The 14,147-nt window shown below is 60.2% G+C and carries 13 protein-coding genes; 8 read left to right on the forward strand and 5 right to left on the reverse strand.

All coding sequences use genetic code 11. The annotated features are described in order from the left end of the window. The first annotated feature begins 50 nt into the window (after window positions 1–50). Genes rph through hemW form a run of 4 tightly spaced genes read left to right on the forward strand, consistent with a single transcriptional unit; the run spans window position 51 to window position 3,048 of the window. Window positions 51–770 carry a ribonuclease PH gene (rph, locus tag BN1800_RS10490; RefSeq protein ID WP_027510835.1) on the forward strand — a complete coding sequence of 240 codons (720 nt, stop codon included), beginning with the start codon at window positions 51–53 and terminating at the stop codon, window positions 768–770. Then, complete coding sequence (locus BN1800_RS10495) at window positions 767–1,183, forward strand: VOC family protein (protein ID WP_086997069.1); 417 nt, start codon at window positions 767–769, stop codon at window positions 1,181–1,183. Before rph ends, BN1800_RS10495 begins: the two co-directional genes overlap by 4 nt. Before the next feature lie 8 nt (window positions 1,184–1,191). Beyond that, window positions 1,192–1,836, forward strand: coding sequence for an RdgB/HAM1 family non-canonical purine NTP pyrophosphatase (gene rdgB / locus BN1800_RS10500; protein WP_086997072.1), 645 nt, complete (start codon window positions 1,192–1,194; stop codon window positions 1,834–1,836). A gap of 36 nt (window positions 1,837–1,872) precedes the next feature. Next, entirely contained in the window at window positions 1,873–3,048 is a 1,176-nt protein-coding gene (hemW, locus tag BN1800_RS10505; protein WP_425298986.1) for a radical SAM family heme chaperone HemW, read from the forward strand. Window positions 3,049–3,051: 3 nt separating this feature from the next. Here hemW and BN1800_RS10510 read toward each other — a convergent pair whose 3' ends face one another. Beyond that, window positions 3,052–3,966: a DMT family transporter gene (locus BN1800_RS10510; protein ID WP_086997230.1), complete on the reverse strand. Its 915-nt coding sequence runs from the start codon at window positions 3,964–3,966 to the stop codon at window positions 3,052–3,054. Window positions 3,967–4,178: 212 nt separating this feature from the next. Here BN1800_RS10510 and gcvA point away from each other — a divergent pair, with 212 nt between their 5' ends. From gcvA to BN1800_RS10530, 4 genes are all read left to right on the forward strand, one after another. Beyond that, window positions 4,179–5,063 (forward strand): transcriptional regulator GcvA, encoded by an 885-nt coding sequence (gene gcvA, locus BN1800_RS10515; RefSeq protein WP_086997078.1) that lies wholly within the window; start codon window positions 4,179–4,181, stop codon window positions 5,061–5,063. A 153-nt stretch (window positions 5,064–5,216) separates the two neighbouring features. Beyond that, window positions 5,217–7,385, forward strand: coding sequence for a TonB-dependent siderophore receptor (locus tag BN1800_RS10520; protein ID WP_425298987.1), 2,169 nt, complete (start codon window positions 5,217–5,219; stop codon window positions 7,383–7,385). Window positions 7,386–7,413: 28 nt separating this feature from the next. Next, window positions 7,414–8,145 (forward strand): siderophore-iron reductase FhuF, encoded by a 732-nt coding sequence (fhuF, locus tag BN1800_RS10525; RefSeq protein ID WP_179213780.1) that lies wholly within the window; start codon window positions 7,414–7,416, stop codon window positions 8,143–8,145. Beyond that, complete coding sequence (locus BN1800_RS10530; RefSeq protein ID WP_086997086.1) at window positions 8,142–9,266, forward strand: ABC transporter substrate-binding protein; 1,125 nt, start codon at window positions 8,142–8,144, stop codon at window positions 9,264–9,266. Before fhuF ends, BN1800_RS10530 begins: the two co-directional genes overlap by 4 nt. Here the strand turns inward: BN1800_RS10530 and BN1800_RS10535 are convergent. The 4 genes from BN1800_RS10535 to BN1800_RS10550 form a co-directional block, all read right to left on the reverse strand. Next, window positions 9,263–10,345: a saccharopine dehydrogenase family protein gene (locus BN1800_RS10535; protein WP_086997089.1), complete on the reverse strand. Its 1,083-nt coding sequence runs from the start codon at window positions 10,343–10,345 to the stop codon at window positions 9,263–9,265. The genes BN1800_RS10530 and BN1800_RS10535 overlap by 4 nt on opposite strands. A gap of 130 nt (window positions 10,346–10,475) precedes the next feature. Further along, window positions 10,476–12,029, reverse strand: coding sequence for a chromosomal replication initiator protein DnaA (gene dnaA, locus BN1800_RS10540; protein WP_027510845.1), 1,554 nt, complete (start codon window positions 12,027–12,029; stop codon window positions 10,476–10,478). Window positions 12,030–12,895: 866 nt separating this feature from the next. After that, window positions 12,896–13,174 (reverse strand): 30S ribosomal protein S20, encoded by a 279-nt coding sequence (rpsT, locus tag BN1800_RS10545; RefSeq protein WP_027510846.1) that lies wholly within the window; start codon window positions 13,172–13,174, stop codon window positions 12,896–12,898. 193 nt (window positions 13,175–13,367) lie between these two features. Next, complete coding sequence (locus tag BN1800_RS10550) at window positions 13,368–14,141, reverse strand: enoyl-CoA hydratase (protein WP_027510847.1); 774 nt, start codon at window positions 14,139–14,141, stop codon at window positions 13,368–13,370. Between the last annotated feature and the right edge of the window lie 6 nt (window positions 14,142–14,147).

Below are 14,147 nucleotides of genomic sequence, written 5' to 3' on the forward strand. Positions count from 1 at the left end.
TATCCGAAAACCGCTTAACGCATTTCGGCATCATGCTTCAGGAGATTAGAATGCGGCCTTCAGGCAGAAAAACCGACCAGATGCGCAAGGTCACTTTCGAGCGCAATTTTTCAAAGCATGCGGAAGGTTCCTGCCTCGTGAAATTCGGCGATACACATGTGCTCTGTACCGCAAGCCTGGAAGACAAGACGCCGCCGTGGCTGCGCAATACAGGAAAGGGCTGGGTCACGGCCGAATATGGCATGCTACCGCGCGCAACCGGCGAGCGCATGAAACGCGAGGCCGCAGCCGGCAAGCAGGGCGGGCGCACGCAGGAAATCCAGCGCCTCATCGGCCGTTCGCTCCGTGCCGTCGTCGACCTTAAGGAACTCGGCGAACGCCAGATCACGCTCGACTGCGACGTTATTCAGGCTGATGGCGGTACGCGCACGGCCTCCATTACGGGCGCCTGGATTGCGCTGTACGACTGCCTGAAATGGATGGAGGCCCGCAACATGATCAAGGTCGAGCGCGTGCTCAAAGATCACATCGCCGCAATTTCCTGCGGCATCTTCGCCAGTCAGCCGGTGATTGACCTCGATTATCTCGAAGATTCCTCTGCAGAAACCGATGCGAACTTCGTCATGACGGGCGCAGGCGGCATCGTTGAAATTCAGGGTACCGCGGAGGGCACACCTTTCACCGACGGGGAATTTGCCGCGCTGATGACGCTGGCGAAAGCCGGCATTGCGGAGCTCGTCAACATGCAGAAACAGGCCATTGCCGGATGACTGCCCTGCTGGAAGGCATGCTGGAGACCGCGCTCTATGCGGATGATCTCGACAAGGCCGAGGCTTTCTACGAAGGCGTGCTCGGCCTTGCCAAGATCGCGCGCGCCGGAAACCGGCATGTCTTCTTCCGCTGCGGGTATGGAGTGCTGTTGATCTTCAACCCCGAGGAAACGGTGAAACCGCCGGCAGCCGATGCCCTGCAGGTGCCGCCGCATGGCACGAAAGGTCAGGGCCACGCATGTTTCCGGGTGTCAGATAAGAACATCGATGCCATGGCGGCGAAGCTCAAAGCCGCGGGCATCGAAATCGAATCCGAAGTGTACTGGCCGAACGGCGGCCGCTCGATCTATTTTCGCGACCCAGCAGGAAACAGCCTCGAATGCGCCGAAGCCAGAATCTGGGGCATTGAATAGGATGAACCATGCGCAAGCTTGAAACGAAGACGATCGTCGTCGCCAGCCACAATGCCGGCAAGATCCGCGAGATCCAGGATCTGATCGGACCGCTCGGCTTTACCGCCAAATCGGCAGCAGACCTCAACTTCATCGAGCCGGACGAGACCGGCACGACCTTCGAGGAAAACGCGGCGATCAAGGCGCTCGCTTCCGCCAAGGCAGCAGGAATGCCGGCGCTTTCCGACGATTCCGGACTGGTGATCGATGCGCTTGGCGGCGATCCGGGCGTTTATACCGCCAACTGGGCCGAAAAGCCGGACGGCACGCGCGATTTTGCGATGGCGATGGAAAAGGTGCAAAGGGCGCTGGAGAAAACCGGAGCCACCAAGCCCGAGCAACGGCGCGCGCGCTTCGTCAGCGTGCTCTGCCTCGCCTGGCCGGACGGTCATACGGAGCTTTTCCGCGGCGAGGTCGAAGGCACCGTCGTCTGGCCGCCGCGCGGCACACAGGGTTTCGGCTACGATCCGGTCTTCCAGCCGGAAGGTTACGGCATCACCTTCGGCGAGATGAGCGCCGAGGAGAAGCACGGCTGGAACATCGGCAAGCCGCAGGCCCTGTCGCACCGGGCGCGCGCCTTCAAACTCTTTGTCGAAACCTGCCTGGAAGCGTAAGGTCGGTTCGTGGAGATTCTCGATACGCCAAGCTTGATGCGCGATGCGACGCTTCTGCCCGATACCGGAGAGCCCGGTTTCGGCGTCTACGTGCATTGGCCCTTCTGCGCGGCGAAATGCCCCTACTGCGACTTCAACAGCCATGTCCGCCATCAGCCGGTGGATCAGGAGCGATTCACCGCTGCCTTCCTGAAGGAGATGGCCACCGTTCGCCGGATCAGCGGACCGAAGACGGTGACGAGTGTCTTCCTTGGCGGCGGCACGCCGTCGCTCATGCACCCGGCAACAGTGTCAGCCATTCTCGACGGCATCTCGAAGCACTGGCATGTGCCGAACGGCATCGAGATCACCATGGAGGCGAATCCCTCGAGCGTGGAGGCCGAGCGCTTCCGCGGCTATCGCGCGGCAGGCGTCAACCGCGTGTCGCTCGGCGTTCAGGCGCTAAACGACCGGGACCTGAAATTCCTCGGCCGCCTGCACGATGTCGCCGATGCGCTGAAGGCGATCAGGCTGGCGCGCGACATCTTCCCGCGCATGTCCTTCGACCTGATCTATGCCCGCCCCGACCAGACGGTCGAGGAGTGGGAGCGGGAACTGAAGGAAGCGATCTCCTACGCGGTCGATCACCTCTCGCTCTACCAGCTGACGATCGAGGAAGGCACGCCGTTCTACGGCCTGCACAAGGCCGGTAAACTGGTCGTTCCTGATGGCGACCAGTCGGCAGATCTCTACGAGGCGACGCAGGAGATCACAGCGCACGAAGGCATGCCAGCCTATGAGGTTTCCAACCATGCGCGGCCCGGCGCGGAAAGCCGCCACAACCTCACCTATTGGCGCTACGGCGACTATGCCGGGATCGGTCCGGGCGCGCATGGCCGCCTGACGCGTGGGCCAGAGAAGATCGCAACGGCGACCGAGCGCAAGCCGGAGGCCTGGCTCGAGCTTGTAGAACGCGACGGACATGGCATTCTGGAGCAGGAACGGCTCGGCTATGACGAGCAGGCCGACGAGTTGCTGCTCATGGGGCTTCGGCTGAAGGAGGGCGTCGATCTTGCCCGCTGGCAGCATCTTTCCGGTCGGGATCCGGACCCGAAGCGCGAGGAATTCTTGCTGGAGCACGGCTTCATCGAGCGAATCGGCAATTCCCGGCTTCGCTGCACGCCGTCCGGCATGCTCATCCTCGATTCCGTCGTCGCCGATCTCGCCTGCTGAGCCTCAGGCTGCCCGCCTTTTTCCAAGCGACATCAGCCGCCCGTCGATCGCCGCAAGACCGACCGCGATCGTCGCCATGCCTATCAGATGTTTTGCCTGCAGCTGCTCGCCGAGGATGATCGTCCCCAACAGAATGGCGCTAACGGGAATCAGGAAGGTCACCAGCGCCAGGTTCGTCGCGCCCGCTGTTGCGAGAATACGGAAGAAAAGCAGATAGGCGATCGCCGTTGAAAGCAGCGCCAGACCAAAGAGCGCCAGCCAAATTTCGATGTCGGGAACAGGCAATGTCCAAGGCCGGTCGACAATCAGCGCGATCGGCAGCATCAGGATGGTGGATGCCGTGACCTGGCCCGCTGCAGGCAGCAGCGGCGGCAGGCCCATAGCGCGGAAGCGGCGTCCCCATATACCGGCGAAAGAATAGGAGACCGCAGCACCAAGAACCGCGAGCTGCGCCAGTACATTCGAGCCGATATCGTGAAACACATCGAAACCGATCATATAGGCCACGCCGGCAAAACCGATAAGCACGCCGATCAGGCGATTGCCGGTCATCTTCTCGTCGACAGTCAGGATATGGGCGACAACAACCGTGAAGAGCGGCGTCGTGGCATTCAAGATCGACGCCAGGCCGCTTGCAATATGGGTCTGACCCCAGACGATGAGACAAAAGGGGATCATATTGTTGAGCACGCCCATGCCGAAGAAAGCGACCCAGGTCTTGCCGTCACGCGGCATTGTATGACCCATGAGCCGCACGATAACATTGAGCGCGACTGCAGCCAGCAGCACGCGGCCCGTTACGATCGTAAACGGCGGCAGCGCCTCCACCAGAATGCCGTTGAAGAGGAAGGAGCCGCCCCAAAGGAGGGAGAGGACCAAAAGCATTCCCCATTCGGCTAGGCCCATCTGTTTCTGCATCTCTGCCTCCTTCATTGTTCGCGGGCTTACGACACGGCGGCGCATCTCGCCACCCGTTTCCTGCGCGCCAGTCTCTGCCAACTGCGAGTTATGCTCGACGATTATCGCTTCGTGATTCTTTTTTCAGATCGCTTTCACTTTTGATATTATTTCTATAATTCTACTTCGACAAACGAGTCTTTTTTCGATGAACGCTTTAGCTGAGCTAAATCATGAGCGAGTTTCTGCCATCTCTTTCGGCCCTGCGAGCTTTCGAAGCTGCGGCGCGGCATCTCAGTATGACGCTGGCGGCGAAGGAGTTGCACGTGACGCCTGGCGCCGTCAGCCTGCAGATCCGCGATCTGGAGGCTGCACTCGGCGTACGGCTTTTTGACCGGAAAACGCGGGCGCTCGCCCTCACCGTCGAAGGCGCGGACTACTTCACCACACTGCAGACCGCCTTTCGGATGATGCGGGAGGCGACCGCGGCGCTTACGGCGCGGCCACGCGGCTCCGTGCTGAACGTCACCTGCACGGCAGGCTTCGCGACCTATTGGCTGGTGCCGCGGCTTGGACGTTTCGAAGAGACCCATCCGGAAATCGACGTGCGCATCAGCGCCTCGCATCGTGTGCTCGATTTTCAGCGCGACGGCATCGATCTGGCCGTCCGGCACGGACTAGGCGGCTATGACGGACTCGTCAGCGAACGGCTGGTGGATGACGAACTGGTGCCAGTCTGCATCCCACGGCTGGCGGCAGAGCTTGGAGACCACCCCTCGCCTGACACGCTTGCCGGCTTCCAGTTGATCCATGATGTCTACCGGCACGACTGGAAGCTCTGGCTCGAGGCAGCAGGCGCGACGAAGGTGGACGCCTCGCGCGGCCCGATCTTCATGCATGGCAATGGCGCCTACGAAGCCATGAAGGCCGGTCTCGGTTTTGCATTGATGCGGCGCTCGTTCTTGGAGAAGGAGCTCGCCGAAGGCGCCGTCGTCGCGCCCTTCCCGCTTGGCGTTGCGAGCCGCCTCGCCTTCCATCTCGTCTATCCGGGCGCTGCGCTCGAACGCCCGGCCGTTGCGACCTTCCGGCGCTGGCTGCTTTCGGAAGCGAAGAGCTAACTTACTGCTGCCGTCGCCCGTCTTCCTTCTAAAAAGTGGAGAAATTTACTCATAAAAGGTTTTCATCCGGCTTTTTGTTGACTATTACACTCATGAAATAATTTGAAATGGACTGCCGAGAGTCGTAAGCTGATGAAAATACACGTTTTTGCCATGAGATCGCTGCAGGCATCCGCATTGACGGGCGCCGTGATCGCCCATCTTCTTCTGCCGGCCGCCGCACAGGATGCTACTGCAGACGGCCCGCAGGATGATGGTGCCACAGTGCTGCAGGACATCGTCGTCAATGGCGGCAGCGGCGGCGTGATTCAGGCGGACGGCTATGTCGGCAAGAGCAGCGCGACCGGCGCGAAAACAGACACACCGTTCATCGAGACGCCGCAGTCGATCTCGTCCGTGACGGAACAGCAGCTCAAGGACCGCAACCCGCAGACGCTGCTCGACACGCTCGCCTATACGCCAGGTACGCGCGTCGGCGCCTACGGCTTCGATCCACGCTTCGACAGCTTTACGGTGCGCGGCTTCGATGTCACCTATTCCGGCGTCTTCCGCGACAACCTGCGCCAGCCAGGTGCCGGTTCCTCGCTCTTCAAGACCGAACCGTACGGCCTTGAGGGTGTCTCGATCCTGCGGGGCCCATCTTCAGCACTCTACGGTTCTTCCGGCGCTGGCGGCCTCTTTAACCTCATCACCAAACGCCCAACGGAAGACCCCTACCATGAGCTCCAGCTCCAGTACGGCACCGAGCAGCGCTATCAAGGTCAATTCGACTTCTCCGGCCCGGTCAATGATCAGGATCCCTTCTATTATCGCGTTACGGGTCTCTACCGTGACGCCGACACGGAACAGATCAGCGTTCCGGATGATCGCATCTACATCGCTCCTGCTTTCATGTGGAAGCCAGACGAGGACACGAAACTCACCATTCTCGGCGAATATTCCCGGACAAAGACAGGCGGCACCGCGGCCTACTACAACGACCCGCTCACCGGCGAAGTGACGGACTATTTTGCAGGCAATCCGGCTTTCAACGATTCGATCCAGAATCAGGGACGCATCGGCTATGAATTCGAGCACCGGCTGAACGATACTTTCGTATTTCGCCAAAACGCTCGCTTCTCGACGCTCAATATCGATGCCGACTGGGCTTTTGCTTACGCCCCCAATGCAGTTGATCCCTCACTCATCGACCGCAGCGCCGGCACCTTTGACGAGCGGCTGAACGTCTTTACGGTCGACAACCAAATCGAGGCCAAGTTCGATACCGGCGAACTCGACCACACGCTGCTGACGGGGCTTGATTTCACTCGGCTGCAGTGGCGCTCGCTCGACGGCCGCGGCGTCTCTCCGCCGCTTGACACCAACAATCCGGACGCAGGCGCCCCGGTTCCGCATATCGATTACCAGACGCGCACCGTCCAGGACCAATGGCAGGTCGGCACATACGTGCAGGACCAGATCCGCTACGACGCCTGGACACTGACGCTTGGGGGGCGCTACGACTGGGTGTGGACCGACACCGACAATACGAATCTTCTCGCCGACACCACCGATACGATCTCGCAAAAGGACAACGAGTTCTCCGGACGCGTCGGCCTGAGCTACGAGACCGATTTCGGCCTTGCGCCCTATATCAGCTATTCGACCGCCTTCTCGCCGAATGCCGGCGTCAACCAGGAGACGGGCCAGCCCTTCAAGCCGACCTTGAGCGAACAGGAAGAGATCGGCGTCAAATATCTGCTGCCGAACAGCAATACGCTGATCACCGCCGCGCTATTTAACATCGACCAGAAGAACAGCCTCTACTACGAGGTCGTCAACCTGCCGACGGGTCCGGCCAACATCCAGGTGCAGCGCGGCCAGATCCGTTCGCGCGGCTTGGAGCTGGAGGCGAATACAAGCCTCGACAACGGTCTGTCGTTGGTCGCCTCCTACACCTACACGCAAGCCAAAATCCAGGAGGGCGCGACGGGTACGGTCGGCAATTATGTCTCATCGGTGCCGAAGCACATGGCCTCGCTTTGGGCGAACTACACGTTTCAAGAGAGCAGCCCTGTCTACGGCCTCGGCATCGGGGTCGGCGCTCGTTACCTCGGCAAGAGCTACACAAGCGACCGCAATACGGCGCAGAATGGCTCCCGTGTGCTCTTCGATGCCGCGATCAGCTACGATTTCGCAGCGCTCGACACGAAATACGAAGGGTTGAGCCTCCAGGTTAATGCTACCAATCTCTTCGACCGCCGCGAGCCCGTCTGCTCAGCGGGCTTTTGCTACCGCGACCAAGGCCGCGCCGTGATCGGCAGCCTGCGCTACACATGGTAGCCCGATGGCAAGCGCATCGCGTCAGGACATGAACATGCAAGACAGGCCGCGTGACCTGTCGCCTGCCTTTTCCGGCGAGCATTCCTGGTGCCGGGACAAGATGATGCTAAGCGAGGACCTTGCCGGCGGTGTGCCACTGCCGGCCTTTTTCCGGGACGGCGGCTTTCAGCGGGCGATCGATCGCTATGCGGAGGTTTGCGGCGGCAGCGACCGGCGCGCCATCGTTTCCATGTGGTCGCTCTATTACTTCTCCGGGCTCTCGATTCCCTACCTGCTTGCTCGGCGCTTGGCCGCGCAGGCCCTTCCCGTCGCCTTCGAGGAGATGACGATCGCACTGGACGATGCTGGCCTGCCACGCGCCTTCGGCGTTCCGCATGCCGGTACGATCGAAAGCGAGATCGAGACCGAGAGTTTCGCGACCGTGGGTCCCCTGCTTGAAACCCATCTCGGCGAGGCCGTCATGCGGTTGAAGGCCTGCGGCATCTCGGCAAAACTCTGCTGGAACAACGCTGCCGTCTATATCGATTACGCATTGCGGCTCACGGGAGAAGAGCCCTCAGGCGGCCCCGACCTTCCACTCTTCCTGCGCGGATGTCTGCCGGATGGCGGCGTAAATCCGTTTTGCGGCTGCGTGACCTATCTGGATGAAGAAGGTGAGCAGGTCGCGCGCCGAAAGGTCTGCTGCCTTCGATACATGCTTCCTGGAATTCCAAGCTGCGGCAAGCTCTGCGCATTGCCAAGCCAGAGGAACCCGCAATGACACGATCTTCCATGACGCGGCGCAGCTTTCTCGCTGCGGCGGCTTCAGCCGTTGCCGGCGCTCCTGCCAGGGCACAGTCCCGCTGGCCGCTAACGGTGACTGACGCCATAGGGCGGACGGTGATCATTCAAAAGAGACCGGAAGCCGTGATCCTTGGGACGGGATTCAACCTTATCGCCCTGTCGCTGATCCATCCTGATCCCGTCAGCTTGCTCGCCGGCTGGGCGAACGACATGAAAGGTGACAATCCCTTCATCTATGAGGCGTTCCGGAAGAAATTTCCAGCAATCGAGACCGTGCCTTACGTTGGCAACGGGCAGGCGGATGGCCTGTCGTTCGAGACGGCGCTGTCGCTCAATGCCGATCTCGCGATCATGGGCATGTGGCAGGCTGACAGCGAACTCGGCCGGCGCGCGATGCAATACCTCGAATCGGTTGGGGTCCCGGTCATCGTCGTTGATTTCAGTCGCGACCCGCTGAGAACCACGCCGCGCGACATGCGCCTTCTCGGCCGGATCTTCGAGCGTGATCAGCAGGCCGAGGATTTTGGGAGGTTCTTCGAGACGCGGCTGGCGCGCATCAAAGCCAAGACGGCGAGTACGACAGATAGCGGCCCTCTGGTGTTGATGGATGCCTATCCGAGCGATGTCCGCGGAAGCTGGGCGATCGGCCGCACCGGGCTCGGAGAACTGATAGTGCTGGCAGGCGGCCGCAACGCCGCCGACAAGAACCTGCCGTCACAGGGCGGACCAGTGACCGCGGAATATATCCTCGCAGCCGATCCGGATGTCTACATTGCTACCGGATCGCCCGGCGGAACCTACACGGCTTTTTCCGTCGGTCCCGGCGTTGATCCGTCGGAAGCGCGCCGCTCGCTTGGGGAAACGGTGAAGATGCCGAATCTTGCGCCGCTGAAGGCGGTGCGGGAAGGCAGGGTCCACGGCCTATGGAACTTCTTCAACGCCGTGCCGCTGAACATTCTGGCAGCCGAAGCGGTGGCGACCTGGGTCCGGCCGGACCTCTTTGGCGATGTCGACCCGGCAAGCAGTCTTGCCGAGCTCAACGATCGCTTTGCGGCCGTGCCTATCGAAGGCGCCTATTGGACGAGCCTGAAGGCCTAACCGTGGCTTGCAGCGCTGGCCTTGAACAGGCTTCCGGTTGGCGTCTGCAGGAACATGTCGAGCGGGATGTGCTCCTGATGCAGGAAGCCCGTTGCCGGCAGCAGGCCGTCACGGACCATTTCGATGACGGCGACGACGGAAGCCGACGTCGTCCAGGCAATCGCCGTGCGGCGCGCGCCGGCGATCTCGATCGGATAATAGGCCCGCACGAACTCCTTGCGGCGGAGGCTTCCTGCCTCCGTGCCTTCGGCAGCAACATGGACATAGACCACATCGTCCTCGACCGGCGGCTTAGCATTGGTCAGGATTTCGCCGGCTAGCTTTCGCTGGTCCCGCATCAGCAGCTCATGGAAGAAGAAATTCATCAGGTCCATATGGCCCGGATAGCGCATCGTCTTGTAGTCGAGATTGTCGACCTTGCCGTGCAGCGTATCGCACATCGTGCCGAGACCGCCCGACGTGGTGAAGGCTTCGAGCTTGACGCCCTCGACATAGACCGTTTCATGCCATTCCATCGGCGAGACGAGCTTGCGCATGCCGCCTTCGATGACTTCGCAATCGTTCAGATATTCGTTGACGACGCCTTCCGGCGACCAGTTGAAGGCATAGCCGAGCAAACCCGTCGGGTTCTGTGGCAGGGCACCGACACGCATGCGGATCGAGCGGCAGCGATCGAACCCATCAGCAAGGCTTGCACCGACGATGCCGACGAAGCCTGGCGCCAGGCCGCATTGCGGAGCCATCAGGGCGCGCGACGTCTTTGCGAGTTCGATGATGAAATTGGTGGTCGGAACGTCTTCCGTCAGGTCGAAGTAATGGATGCCTGCCGCGTGGGCGGCCCGTGCAAGCTCGATATTGAGATGATAGGGCAGACAGGAGAGCACGGCTTCCATGCCGGAAAGCACCTCAGTCACGAAGGCCGAGTTGGAAATATCGCCAGCACGGCATGTGAACGGCACTTCGGCCTGCGGCAATTGCGCATCGACGCCCCTAACTTCGAAGCCGCCCTCATGCAAAAGCGTTGCGGCCAGCCGTCCGACCTTACCAAGGCCGAGAACGGCGATCTTTTTGAAACTCATGTCTGCCCTCCCATGCGCCGTCGAATTCCGGCGCTCATTTCGTGGTGTGCGGCTGTATAGAATAAAGAACGCATAAAAGAAAACGGCCGGAATTGCTTCCGGCCGCAAATTTCAGGTGGAGGATCGCCGATTATTCGTTGATCAGGCGCTTCAGAAGCTCGATCTCATGCGACAGCTTGGTGTCTCCCGCAATCAGTTCCTCGATCTTGCGAACGGCGTGCAGCACAGTCGTATGATCGCGTCCGCCGAAGCGGCGGCCGATTTCCGGGAACGAGCGCGGCGTCAACGTCTTCGCGAGATACATGGCGATCTGCCGTGGCTTGACGATAACGCGCGTGCGGCGGTTCGAAACCAGTTCCTGACGCGAGACATTGTAGTGGCGCGCGACGATGCGCTGGATGTCTTCGATGCGCACACGGCGTGGTTCGCCGGAACCGACCAGATGGGCAAGTAGCTCATCCACCCGTTCGATCGACAGGTTCGGCTCGAAGGAGCGCCGGAAGATCAGCTGATTGAAGGCGCCTTCGAGTTCGCGGCCGCTTGCCGTCACGCTGCGGGCAACGTGCGAGAGCAGTTCGGCCGGGATTTCCAAAGACGGATCCTCCAGACGGGCCGCAGCCAGGCGGCGCTTCAGAATCTCGAGGCGCATCTCGTAGTCCGGCGCATCGAGTTCGATCGCCACCCCGCCCTGCAGACGGGAACGTACCCGCGGGTCGAGCGATTCAAGCTCCCAAGGCGCCCTGTCGGCGGCAACCACCACCTGCTTGGCGCTATCGAGCAGCATGTTCAGCAGATGGCAGAACTCATGTTGGATCATCTTGCCCTGCAGGAACTGCATGTCGTCGATGATCAGAAGGTCGATATTGCGGAGCGAGTCCTTCAGCGTGAGCGCATTGTTGTCCCGGATCGCCGTCGCGAAACGCCACATGAAATACTCAGCAGTTAGGTAAACGACACGCAGCGCCCGCGGATTCTGCACCGCTGCGTTGGCGATCGCCTGCAGAAGGTGGGACTTACCGAGACCGACATTCGAATGAATGAAGAGCGGATTAAAGCGCACAGCACCCTGGCCTGCTTCCGCGATCGTCTTTGCCGCCGCAAGCGCGACGCGGTTCGAACTGCCTTCGACAAAGGTGTCAAAGGTGAAGCGCGAGTCGAGCGGCGAGCCGAAGAGGGGCTGGCCAGCCGTCGCGGGACGCGCCGCAGCGACTGCCGAAACGGCTTGTTGAACCACTTGACCTGCAGGCTGAGCAGCGAGAGGGCGACGCATCGGTGCCATCTGGGAGGCCGGCTCTTGAATAGCCACCTCATCCACCGGCTTCAGGCCGGCACGCGCTGCTGTACGGACGAGGATTTCCACCTTCAGGATCTCAGCATCTTCCTGCTGGAAAAGGCCGGTGATGAGATCGAGATAACGGTTGTTGATCCACGACTTGAGAAATGTGGTGGGAACCGAAAGACGCACGACGCTCTTTGAAACCGAATGCAGCTTCAGACGTGCGAACCAGCTTGCATAAACGTCTGGACCAACCTGGGCCTTCAGACGCGCACCGACACGTTCGAAAAGTATGCCATGCTTCATCTCTCCTTTTTCCCCCGCCGCATCCGGGCAAATAGAGCTAAACGCCTGCGGTGCCTTATCCCCATTTTCAAGAGCACCCGTCGTCAATGAATTCATTTGCATCATGCCGCCTTCCAAATTGATTTCATCGGGCGGATATCAGCCAGCCGCCCGATCAATTTTCCCCGTTCTGGCACGCCGGCAGCCCGTTCATGGGCCATCATGCATGCCGGTTCACACAAACACCGTCCCGCCTAGCGAGACCGACGCAGAGGACCGTGGCAGACACCGCGTTCATGCGGTCCCTGTCATGTTCACTACGCCAAGGTGGCTGCCAGGCCTCGTTTCCCGGCCAACCGCCCAAACGCAAATATACTATCCCCATCCCCTTCGGCTCACCTTAGGCGTGCAGCCGCTGAGCGCACAAAGCATCCTCGTTCCGCGACCAGCCACGGTCCCGGCGCAAATTGCTCAAGTGCTTGAAAAAACGGAGAGATAAACTGCTCCGTAGCAAATGGCACAAACCCATCGGCCTGCCGGTGTGGCAGTTTAGACTAAGCCTTTGCAGGTGATGTCCGCGCCCTTTGCTGGACGCCATTTAGGCAGGATCAGTTGCGGAGATCAATGATGAATTTTACGCAAAATTAAGAAGCGGCCATTGACTCCGGGGCCCGCTTTTGGGCGTCACGCCAATGTCAAAAAAGAATCGCAGGAGAATCAAGGAGATTCCTTAAGTGGGTATTTTGGACACGCATTGAAAGAAAAAAAATAAAAATCCGCTTGACTCACAACTAAGCCCGCCGGAAGGCAGGAGAGTCGCCCAAGCTGGAAACATCCTTGCGCAACTATTTGATTTTAAACATTTTTTCATGTCACCTCAGTGACACGAAACAGTCGCTAAATTAACCAATCCGGCGGAGATCGTTAGAATCGAAAAAGCCCGGCTTGATTACCGGGCTAATCATAACGATCAATTTGTTAACGAAAGATTATGCGGCCGAAGCTGCCGACAGCGCCTTCACGCGAGCAGCGAGGCGCGAAACCTTGCGGGATGCCGTGTTGGCGTGAAGCACGCCCTTGCTTGCAGCGCGCGCCAGTTCCGGCTGAGCTGCGAGGAAGGCTTCCTTTGCCTTTGCAGCATCACCTGCCGCGAGTGCCTCTTCGACTTGGCGAACGAAAGTGCGAACGCGCGAGCGACGAGCCTTGTTGACGTCGGTACGGCGGGCGATCTTGCGGGTCGCTTTTTTCGCCGAAGTTGTATTGGCCATGGATGCCTCTCTCAAGAATTCGAACAAACTCCGTCATTACCGCGGGCCTTGCGGCCACAATATCCAGCAATGCGGGAGCATAAACGGAAAACCTGATCGGCTTCCCGAACCGTGGGCGGGCATATAGCTCTAAAGCCGACCCGCGTCAACGCGCATTTTCAAGGAAACGCCGCCTTTCTCCGTGGAATGAAGATCAGCGGTGTTTAAAGGCCGGTTTGCGCTTCTCGATGAAGGCAGCCATGCCCTCCTTCTGATCTTCCGTTGCAAAAAGGCTGTGGAATAGACGGCGCTCGAAACGCAGGCCCTCCTCCAGCGTGGTTTCCAGCGCGCGATTGACCGCCTCTTTGGCCATCAGCACCGAGGGCTGCGACAGCGACGCGATCTTGGCCGCTGCCTCCAGCGCTTCGTCGAGAAGCCGTTCCGGTGCGACCACACGAGAAACAAGCCCTGCACGTTCCGCTTCCGCCGCGTCCATCATCCGGCCGGTCAGCACCATATCCATCGCCTTCGACTTGCCGACCATACGCGTCAAGCGCTGCGAGCCGCCCATGCCGGGGATGACGCCGAGCGTGATTTCAGGCTGACCGAATTTCGCGGTCTCCGATGCGATAATAAAGTCGCACATCATCGCCAGCTCGCAGCCGCCACCGAGCGCGAAGCCGCTGACGGCAGCGATGACCGGCTTGCGGGCCTTGGCAATCTCATCCCAACCGCTGATGTATTCGGCCTTATAGATATCTGCAAACTGCAGCGGCTGCATTTCCTTGATATCGGCGCCGGCTGCGAAAGCACGTTCCGAGCCCGTCAGAACGATTGCGCCGATCGCCTCGTCTGCGTGGAAGTCCGCATAGGCGTGCTTCAATTCCTTGAGTACCGTGGAGTTCAGCGCGTTCAGCGCCTGCGGCCGGTTCAGCGTAATCAGACCGACATTGCCGCGGGTTTCGACGATCAGCGTTTCATAGGCCATGTTTCT

The organism is Rhizobium sullae, from assembly GCF_900169785.1.
Classification (GTDB): Bacteria; Pseudomonadota; Alphaproteobacteria; order Rhizobiales; family Rhizobiaceae; genus Rhizobium; species Rhizobium sullae.

What these genes read in the sequence shown, in the direction of transcription:
- BN1800_RS10520 (WP_425298987.1), top strand. Translation starts at nt 5,217, where the DNA reads ATGAGATCGCTGCAGGCATCCGCATTGACGGGCGCCGTGATCGCCCAT.
- BN1800_RS10495 (WP_086997069.1), top strand. Translation starts at nt 767, where the DNA reads ATGACTGCCCTGCTGGAAGGCATGCTGGAGACCGCGCTCTATGCGGAT.
- BN1800_RS10550 (WP_027510847.1), bottom strand. Translation starts at nt 14,141, where the DNA reads ATGGCCTATGAAACGCTGATCGTCGAAACCCGCGGCAATGTCGGTCTG.
- dnaA (WP_027510845.1), bottom strand. Translation starts at nt 12,029, where the DNA reads ATGCAAATGAATTCATTGACGACGGGTGCTCTTGAAAATGGGGATAAG.
- fhuF (WP_179213780.1), top strand. Translation starts at nt 7,414, where the DNA reads ATGAACATGCAAGACAGGCCGCGTGACCTGTCGCCTGCCTTTTCCGGC.
- rpsT (WP_027510846.1), bottom strand. Translation starts at nt 13,174, where the DNA reads ATGGCCAATACAACTTCGGCGAAAAAAGCGACCCGCAAGATCGCCCGC.
- rph (WP_027510835.1), top strand. Translation starts at nt 51, where the DNA reads ATGCGGCCTTCAGGCAGAAAAACCGACCAGATGCGCAAGGTCACTTTC.
- BN1800_RS10535 (WP_086997089.1), bottom strand. Translation starts at nt 10,345, where the DNA reads ATGAGTTTCAAAAAGATCGCCGTTCTCGGCCTTGGTAAGGTCGGACGG.
- BN1800_RS10530 (WP_086997086.1), top strand. Translation starts at nt 8,142, where the DNA reads ATGACACGATCTTCCATGACGCGGCGCAGCTTTCTCGCTGCGGCGGCT.
- rdgB (WP_086997072.1), top strand. Translation starts at nt 1,192, where the DNA reads ATGCGCAAGCTTGAAACGAAGACGATCGTCGTCGCCAGCCACAATGCC.
- hemW (WP_425298986.1), top strand. Translation starts at nt 1,873, where the DNA reads ATGCGCGATGCGACGCTTCTGCCCGATACCGGAGAGCCCGGTTTCGGC.
- BN1800_RS10510 (WP_086997230.1), bottom strand. Translation starts at nt 3,966, where the DNA reads ATGCAGAAACAGATGGGCCTAGCCGAATGGGGAATGCTTTTGGTCCTC.
- gcvA (WP_086997078.1), top strand. Translation starts at nt 4,179, where the DNA reads ATGAGCGAGTTTCTGCCATCTCTTTCGGCCCTGCGAGCTTTCGAAGCT.